Source organism: Bacillus cereus group sp. BfR-BA-01350, assembly GCF_022663775.1.
Taxonomy (GTDB): domain Bacteria; phylum Bacillota; class Bacilli; order Bacillales; family Bacillaceae_G; genus Bacillus_A; species Bacillus_A paranthracis.
The window spans coordinates 1-1,274 of the sequence record NZ_JAKUGD010000032.1; the positions used below are offsets into that span (position 1 = coordinate 1).

The following is a 1,274-nucleotide window of genomic DNA, read 5'->3' on the forward strand; positions in this document are numbered from 1 at the left end:
GGTATCAATCCGCAGCTTCGGTGGTGTATTTAGCCCCGGTACATTTTCGGCGCAGAGTCACTCGACTAGTGAGCTATTACGCACTCTTTAAATGGTGGCTGCTTCTAAGCCAACATCCTAGTTGTCTAAGCAACTCCACATCCTTTTCCACTTAATACACACTTTGGGACCTTAGCTGGCGGTCTGGGCTGTTTCCCTTTTGACTACGGATCTTATCACTCGCAGTCTGACTCCTAAGGATAAGTCATTGGCATTCGGAGTTTGACTGAATTCGGTAATCCGATGAGGACCCCTAGTCCAATCAGTGCTCTACCTCCAAGACTCTTACACTTAAGGCTAGCCCTAAAGCTATTTCGGGGAGAACCAGCTATCTCCAGGTTCGATTGGAATTTCTCCGCTACCCACACCTCATCCCCGCACTTTTCAACGTGCGTGGGTTCGGGCCTCCATTCAGTGTTACCTGAACTTCACCCTGGACATGGGTAGATCACCTGGTTTCGGGTCTACGACCACGTACTAAACGCCCTATTCAGACTCGCTTTCGCTGCGGCTCCGCCTCTTCAGCTTAACCTCGCACGGGATCGTAACTCGCCGGTTCATTCTACAAAAGGCACGCCATCACCCGTTAACGGGCTCTGACTATTTGTAGGCACACGGTTTCAGGATCTCTTTCACTCCCCTTCCGGGGTGCTTTTCACCTTTCCCTCACGGTACTGGTTCACTATCGATCACTAGGGAGTATTTAGCCTTGGGAGATGGTCCTCCCAGATTCCGACGGAATTTCACGTGTTCCGCCGTACTCAGGATACATTCAAGAGAGAACGAAGTTTCGACTACGGGGTTGTTACCCTCTACGACGGACCTTTCCAGGTCGCTTCGTCTACCTCGTTCCTTTGTAACTCCGTATAGAATGTCCTACAACCCCAAGAGGCAAGCCTCTTGGTTTGGGCTATGTTCCGTTTCGCTCGCCGCTACTCAGGAAATCGCATTTGCTTTCTCTTCCTCCAGGTACTTAGATGTTTCAGTTCCCTGGGTCTGTCTTCCTTACCCTATGTATTCAGATAAGGATACCATACCATTACGTATGGTGGGTTTCCCCATTCGGAAATCTTCGGATCAAAGCTTACTTACAGCTCCCCGAAGCATATCGGCGTTAGTCCCGTCCTTCATCGACTCCTAGTGTCAAGGCATCCACCGTGCGCCCTTTCTAACTTAACCAAACTAAAAATTAAAAAATATGAGCTACACTGTTATCTAGTTTTCAAAGAACATAC

1 rRNA gene is annotated in these 1,274 nt (G+C 49.1%); it reads right to left on the minus strand.

Going from position 1 to position 1,274, the window contains the following annotated elements:
* Nucleotides 1-1,218: ribosomal RNA gene (locus MR147_RS26680) — 23S ribosomal RNA — on the minus strand; the annotation flags it as partial.
* Nucleotides 1,219-1,274: the final 56 nt, after the last annotated feature.